This is a genomic window from Fuerstiella marisgermanici (genome assembly GCF_001983935.1).
GTDB lineage: Bacteria > Planctomycetota > Planctomycetia > Planctomycetales > Planctomycetaceae > Fuerstiella > Fuerstiella marisgermanici.
In genome coordinates, this window is the sequence record NZ_CP017641.1 from 8,913,945 (window position 1) to 8,920,478 (window position 6,534).

Below are 6,534 nucleotides of genomic sequence, written 5' to 3' on the forward strand. Positions count from 1 at the left end.
CCGGCAGCCAGCGTCATGCCGCTCGCGAAAACACCGTTCGCCTCACAACCCGCAATCTCATTTCGCGTAGTCTAGCTGCTGAGCTTTCACTCGCAAATCACGCGATCGTCAGTTCTGATTCTGCGTTGCCGGGCAGACGTTCCGTGCCGGTGATCACCTTGCCGCGCTCCGCCGCTCGGTAAAGGACTCGAGTAATCCGAAATCCAAGCGATCGGTATAGCGAAACTGCAACCCGGTTTAACGCGGTCACTTCCAGCGTCGCCGTGTTACAGCCACACTGCCAAAAGCCTTCCAGTGACTTCAACAGAATCGCTCGGCCGATGCCCATGCCGCGGTGCTCCGGCACGACGCCGATGTTTTGAATCGAACCAATGCCACCGGGGCGAGCGATTCCCTGAATGGTGCCACAGTCGTCCGCTGGCCACGAAAGTTCGGGCTGAAAAGCGACCATCCACGTAGCCATCGGGCAAAACTTTGCCTGCTTACCGATCTCCGTGATCAGACGGCGACAACCGTCGATGTTTGTCAGGCATTCGAAGACTCGGCCGTCCAGATCGTTGCGGAACGATCGCCATTTTACCTGAGCATGACGTTCGCTAAGAATTGTTCGCCATGTGACCCACCGATAACCGTCCGGCAGCACAGCCGGAGGCAGATCGACCGCGCGAAGGTCCAGCTCCATGCGAAATCGTTTGAAGCGTTGCTGTGTCATCGCTGAATTCCGTGAGTCACCTGAACAGAACGCCGTTTGCAGTGTTAGGCGGGCAAATTCCTTGCTTATTGAACTCTTTGCCACCAGCTGTTTGCAAGCGCCAGCCGGACGAATTCTACGCAGAACGGCGTTTGCGGGACATTTGCAATCCACCGATTTATTTCAATAACTGCCATACGATCGTGAGGCAGCCCGCACCAATACAATAATAGGCGAACAGGTGCAGACGGTCGGCCACGACAAGTCGGATCAGCAATCGAAGAGCAGCCAGGCCGACGATAAACGCCACCATTGTGCCCAGAATTAGTGGCCACGGACTGGCGGGAAGCGCTGCTTCACCGGTGAACAGATCTTTCATTTGCACCACAGACGCTCCGCCGATGGCCGGAATTGCGATCAGAAAGCTGAAGCGAGCGGCGTGTTCACGGTTCAATCCGGTCGCCATTCCCGCCGCAATGGTGCTTCCCGAACGGCTAATTCCGGGGATGATGGCGATTGCCTGAAAGATGCCGATCAGTGAGGCTGTGCCGATTGTCATGTCTGACAACTGTCGGCCGGACGTTTGCAGTCGCCTGCCAATCAACAGAAATGCGGCCGTGACCATCAATGCGCAGCCGGCCAGCAAAGGACTGCCAAAGGCTTCGTCGACGTAATCCTTCAGGAGAACTCCGACCAGCCCAACCGGGATCGTGGCGATTACGATCAGCGTCATCAGTCGTTTGTCTGTTAACAGCTTGATCAGGTCGTCGCGATACACGACCAAAATTGACAGCAGCGTGCCGAAGTGCAGCGCAATGCCCATCGTCACGCTTTCGGTGGGCGCTGAAGAATCGCTGTATTCGCGAAGCAATGCATCCGCAATGACCAGATGGCCCGACGAACTGATTGGCAAGAATTCGGCGATGCCCTGCACCACGCCGAGGATCACCGCGTGGACGTATTCCGTAAGTTCCATATTGTTTGTTGTTCGTCTGGCTATCGCGCTTTAATGTTGAGTGCCCACGTGGCAATCCGGTCCTCGATTTTATTTTCACCCGATGGCGCAACCGCTTCCGCCACGGTCCATACGCCGGCTTCCTTCAGCGCGGCAAACGACTGTTCTCGCAGTGCCATGGCCTGGCGTGACTGGATGCCTCCATCGACAAACAACACAGAAGGCGACTTTGCGGCGAGTAGCTGTCGCGGCAGGCCGGAAACCTGAGGCCAGCAATCAAGAAACACGGCTGCTCGCAATTGCCGCAGCCTTGGGTTCAGCAGCAGTTCGCTGCAAAGCAGAGCTTGAGGCTTTTCGGCAGCCAGAATAAGCCGTCGCGAATCGATGTTGTATTCTCTGACGAAGGTTCCGATCGTTGCCAGAACCAACGCTTCGTCCTCTCTCGTCAACTCTGTTTGCTCGCTATTGACGGGGACCGCGATGATCAGATTGTGGCGACGGCAAGTGGCTTCCCAGCGACTCATCACAGCCTCCGCCGGCGCGGTCGATTCAGACAGCAGACAGATGACTCCATACTTGTCATCCGTCTTTTCCTGCGGCGCGAATATCCAGACTTTGCCGACGTCCTTTAGCTGCTTTTCCGTGCGTTGCCATTTCTGAGTTGTCGAAGGCTTAATAATGCCCGCGACAACGGCCTCCGGGGCATTCAAAATCTGTGTCGGCCGCGGTTGCAGCTTTATCGTTGCGGTTTGAGGTTCACTATTGCCATCGGTCGTCTGATATTCCAATTGGATTTCAGTGTCGGCCACTGCCGATTGAAACTGCTTTAAAAGTGTGTCCGGCGTGTCGAGTCCCTCATCGTTCCACTTCGTCAGCACCGCCGATTCCGGCAGCCCGGCCATCGCTGCCGGTGAACCTTCCAATACAAACACAGGAACCCCGCTTGCGCTTTTTGGGCCCGCATCGTCAGGGGCTTCATCTTCGGCGTCCGCATCTTCCGGCTTTGCACCGTCCGGTTTCGCATCGTCCGGCTGGCCGATAAGGATGCCGAGGAAGCCTCGCACGGGGCGTTCGATTTCGGCGGCAAGTATGAGTTCTGATTCGATGGTTTGTTCGCCACGTTTGACGGTGATTTTCATTTGGTCACCGGCATAGGAGCTCTTCGTTATCGAATCGAAAATACCGAATCGAGTGACCGGCTGCCCATTCGCCGCAACGATGCGGTCGCCCTTTAGCAGCCCTGCTTCTTCGGCCGGAGACTTGGGGAGCACGAGGGCGACTGACACTTCGGTTTCCAGCGGATTGCGAGTCGACGGACGAATGCCGATGACTCCTCGGACTCGATCCTTGCCGTCGCGCAACGATTCGGCGACTTCCAGAGCGTCAGCCATGGGGATGGCGAATCCGATTCCAGAATCGTACCACTCAACCCCCGCGCCGATCGCATCGCCGGAATCCGACGGCGAAAGCGGAACCAGAATACCTGTGACGAGCCCGTCCAGATTGACCAACGGACCGCCGTAGTTGACGGGTGAGATTTTGGCGTCTGTCTGAATCGCCAGGCCGTGAATTCGCCTGGTGGCACTCACGATGCCGACGGACACCGAAGCCGATGGCGTCGGGTAAAGCCGTCCCAACGCGATACTCCACTCGCCGACCTTCGGCCAGCGCTCATCCGCAATTCGAGCTGGCTGAAAGGTGCCTGCTTCGCATTTTAAGAGTGCAAGTTTGCGGACGTGATCCCGCGCAACGATCTTCGCCGCCACTCGCTCACCGCGCGAATCTTCCACGAACACAGCGGCGGGCGTGGACGTCAGACCGAAGACGCTCGTCAGCACATCGCCAGCGTCAGAAATCGCCACACCTGTCGTCACCTGCGACGATACGGCAAGTTCGCCGGCGTCCGGGCTGCCAATGATACGAATACGCACCACCGACGGAGTAACTTCCGCCACGGCCGCCCGCACGGTTTCGCTAAGTTCGTCAGCGCGGCTGTTCGCGCCTGCGAACGTGGCCGCAAACGTCAGAAACGCACAACTTAGGATCTTGCAGTTCAAGCAACACCTCATAATTTCATCTTCGCACAGGCGCGATTTGGAAGTTGTCCAGATCCAGAGTCCCCGTCGCTCCGTTCAGGCCGATTCGCACCACCAATTCCCGAGCGGTGACGGGAACGGCAATGCGGCGTCGAGTCTGCTGCCAGTTGTCGCTACCACGCCAGCGGGCGGCTACCTGAGAACCAACTTCGCGCCGGATGTTGTCGTAAAAATGGAAGACGACAGAAGCCTGATCGTCCGCGTCCGGGCCGGGAACAACAGAATCGGTGCGTGCCCAGATGGCGACGTCCAACGCTGCAATCGATCGACCATTGATTCCGCCGCCCTGCAATGCCTGAGACAACTGTCCGCCCTGGCGGTTTTCGAATCGCAGGCATGTGCTACCGCTGATCGGGCCGTCGGCTAACATTTCAACCTGTCGCTGATAGTGCCAGCCGTCGACACGTTTGTCGTCGTTCCGGTCGATTTCAAAATCGCCGTTAACAATTTGAGGACTGTTCGGATCTGGTTTGATTCGCCTTTGGTCTTCTGATTCGCCCGTCATGGGAACAAACAACGTGGCCACCAGTTTCTCGGTCTTCAGTTCGCCGTTTTCTTTGCGAAGCAAATGGAATGCCTGCTGGTAGCGTTGCCCCAGAGGAATGATCATCAGGCCGCCATCGCGCAGCTGATCGACCAAAGGCTGCGGCACGTTTTCCGGCGAACACGTGACGATGATTTTGTCGAACGGTGCATGTTCGGCCCAGCCTTCGTAACCGTCGCCGTCTTTCACGACCACGTTATCGTACCCTAACTCTGCCAGCCGCTTCGTGGCCGACTTTGCGAGCGACGACACGATTTCAACGGAGTAGACTCGGTCGACAATTTCTGCCAACACGGCCGCCTGATAGCCGCTGCCCGTGCCGATTTCCAGAACCTTGTCCTCCGGCTGCGGATCGATTGTTTGCGTCATGTAGGCGACGATATACGGCGACGAAATCGTCTGCTGCGACCCGATCGGCAAAGCGATATCAAGATACGCTCGTTGACGCAGGTTAGGAGCAACAAATTCGTGACGCGGGACGGTTTTCATCGCCTTCAACACGGCCTCGTTGGTGACGCCTTCGGGCTCAACCAATTCGCTGACCATGTTGTGACGGACGCTCGCATACCTGTCGGCCGACTGACCGCTTGCGGTGCACGTCCAACAGGTCAGCAACAGAGCACAAGTGATTGTTCCCATCGTGCGATTCATCAGATGTGCTCCTTTCCCTGTCTCCGCCGTTGAACGATTTCCGACATGATTTCTTCCAGACTTCGCGTGGCCGTTTGAATGGAAAATCGTTCCGTCACGCGATCTTTTGCTATAGAAGTGTAGCGGTTTCGTGTTTCGGCGTGATCGATAAATTCCTGAATTCCGGCGGCCAGGGAATCCACGCTGTCCGGTTCGCACAGTCGTCCGTATTCGTTGTCGCCAAGGATTTCGCGAGGGCCGGACTTGCAATCCGTCGACAGCACGGGCGTTTCACTCGCCATGGCTTCCAGCAAAACGTTAGGCATACCTTCCAGCAGCGAAGGCAGCACGAACAGGTCGGCCGAGCGGTACCACGCCGGTGCATTCGGCTGAAATCCGGTCAGCCGAATAACGTCCCCAAGCTCCGCATCCTGGATCTGCGCCTGCAGGCGTTCTCGGCTTGGGCCTTCGCCAAGTATCGCGAGCCGCAGGTCGCAGTTGACTGCCCGATTTTGCAGCTGCGCTAGGGCGGCAATCAGCAGGTGAAAGCTTTTTTTTTCGTCAAGGCGACCGGCGGTCACGATTCGCAGTAGCGGCTTCTGAGCTGCCGGTTGGTTCCACCATTCGTCGGTGATTGGCTGGGCCGCTTTTTGCCGGACGTGGTCGGTGTCCACGCCGTTGTATAAGACGTCGACTGAGTTCTGCGGCAATCCGTAGAACCGTTCGGCTGACCGAGCTGCTCCATGTGAATTGGCCAGCACGCGGTCGGACTGCTTATACAGCCGCCGCAGAATTCGCTTCTTCAGAAACTGAAATCGCCCTGCGACGAGCGGGAAGCCGACCGGTGGATCGGTGACGATGGTCGACACATTTGGCACGCCCACGCGCTGAGCCGCATCCGCCGCAATCAGCGTCATCAGAAACGTACGGTCGTACGAAATATGAGCGCCGGATTCGACAAGAAAGCGGCTCATGTCGGCCACTCGTTTGCGATGCATCAGAAAGCCGGGGCCACGCGGTTTGCCGAAACGTTCTTCAAAAGAAGTGACGGCAACGTCGTCCGGGATTTCGTTCAGCAGTGGGCCGGTGCGGTAGATCAGATACAGCAATGGTTCGAATTTTTCGCGATCAAGATTGCGCAATAGCGAGACAAGCTGACGTTCTGATCCGCCGCCGTGCATGGCTCCAATGGAGAAAACAACCTTGATTCGCGACATGAAGAGCGGGCACTTTTTGAAGGAAATAACACAACGCGAAAACGCAACCTCGATGCACTTTTTCTTTCCTACGAAATCGGAAGTTACAGTGTCGAATGCGTTTATGTTGCCGTTCAGAATTCATGAAGGATAAATGAAGGAAGCTCATTTGACAGTTGGTTATCGCGAGTTAAGATCGCCGACGTTGAGTTTGAGTAAGTCGTCTGTGGGAGTTTCTGCACCTCTGTCACAGACATTCTGCATCCGAACCCGTTCTCAGAAAACGTCGCGCCCCGCGATGAGTTTCTGGGGGGTTCTCTAAGCCATCTCCCGACGTATCAGCCTTTAGGCGACGGAGTGCCGGATTTTCTGCACGCCCATCCCCCGGTTCGATGCTGCGCGGAATTTAACGGAGGGGTCGC

At 56.8% G+C, this 6,534-nt stretch carries 5 protein-coding genes; all 5 read right to left on the minus strand.

All coding sequences use genetic code 11. The features are described 5' to 3' along the window. Nucleotides 1-97 precede the first annotated feature (97 nt). The 5 genes from Fuma_RS33765 to Fuma_RS33785 all read right to left on the minus strand — a co-directional run bounded on the left by Fuma_RS33765 (nt 98) and on the right by Fuma_RS33785 (nt 6,133). The gene (locus Fuma_RS33765; protein WP_077027994.1) at nt 98-712 is read right to left on the minus strand and encodes a GNAT family N-acetyltransferase; all 615 of its coding nucleotides are present in this window, start codon (nt 710-712) and stop codon (nt 98-100) included. Between the two features lie 157 nt (nt 713-869). Beyond that, entirely contained in the window at nt 870-1,667 is a 798-nt protein-coding gene (locus tag Fuma_RS33770; protein WP_077027995.1) for an undecaprenyl-diphosphate phosphatase, read from the minus strand. Nucleotides 1,668-1,687: 20 nt separating this feature from the next. Then, entirely contained in the window at nt 1,688-3,703 is a 2,016-nt protein-coding gene (locus Fuma_RS33775) for a S1C family serine protease (RefSeq protein WP_077027996.1), read from the minus strand. Nucleotides 3,704-3,719: 16 nt separating this feature from the next. Then, complete coding sequence (locus Fuma_RS33780; protein WP_077027997.1) at nt 3,720-4,937, minus strand: protein-L-isoaspartate(D-aspartate) O-methyltransferase; 1,218 nt, start codon at nt 4,935-4,937, stop codon at nt 3,720-3,722. Then, nucleotides 4,937-6,133, minus strand: a complete 1,197-nt coding sequence (locus Fuma_RS33785) for a glycosyltransferase (protein WP_083732509.1) — start codon at nt 6,131-6,133, stop codon at nt 4,937-4,939. The genes Fuma_RS33780 and Fuma_RS33785 overlap by 1 nt, the downstream gene beginning before the upstream one ends. Between the last annotated feature and the right edge of the window lie 401 nt (nt 6,134-6,534).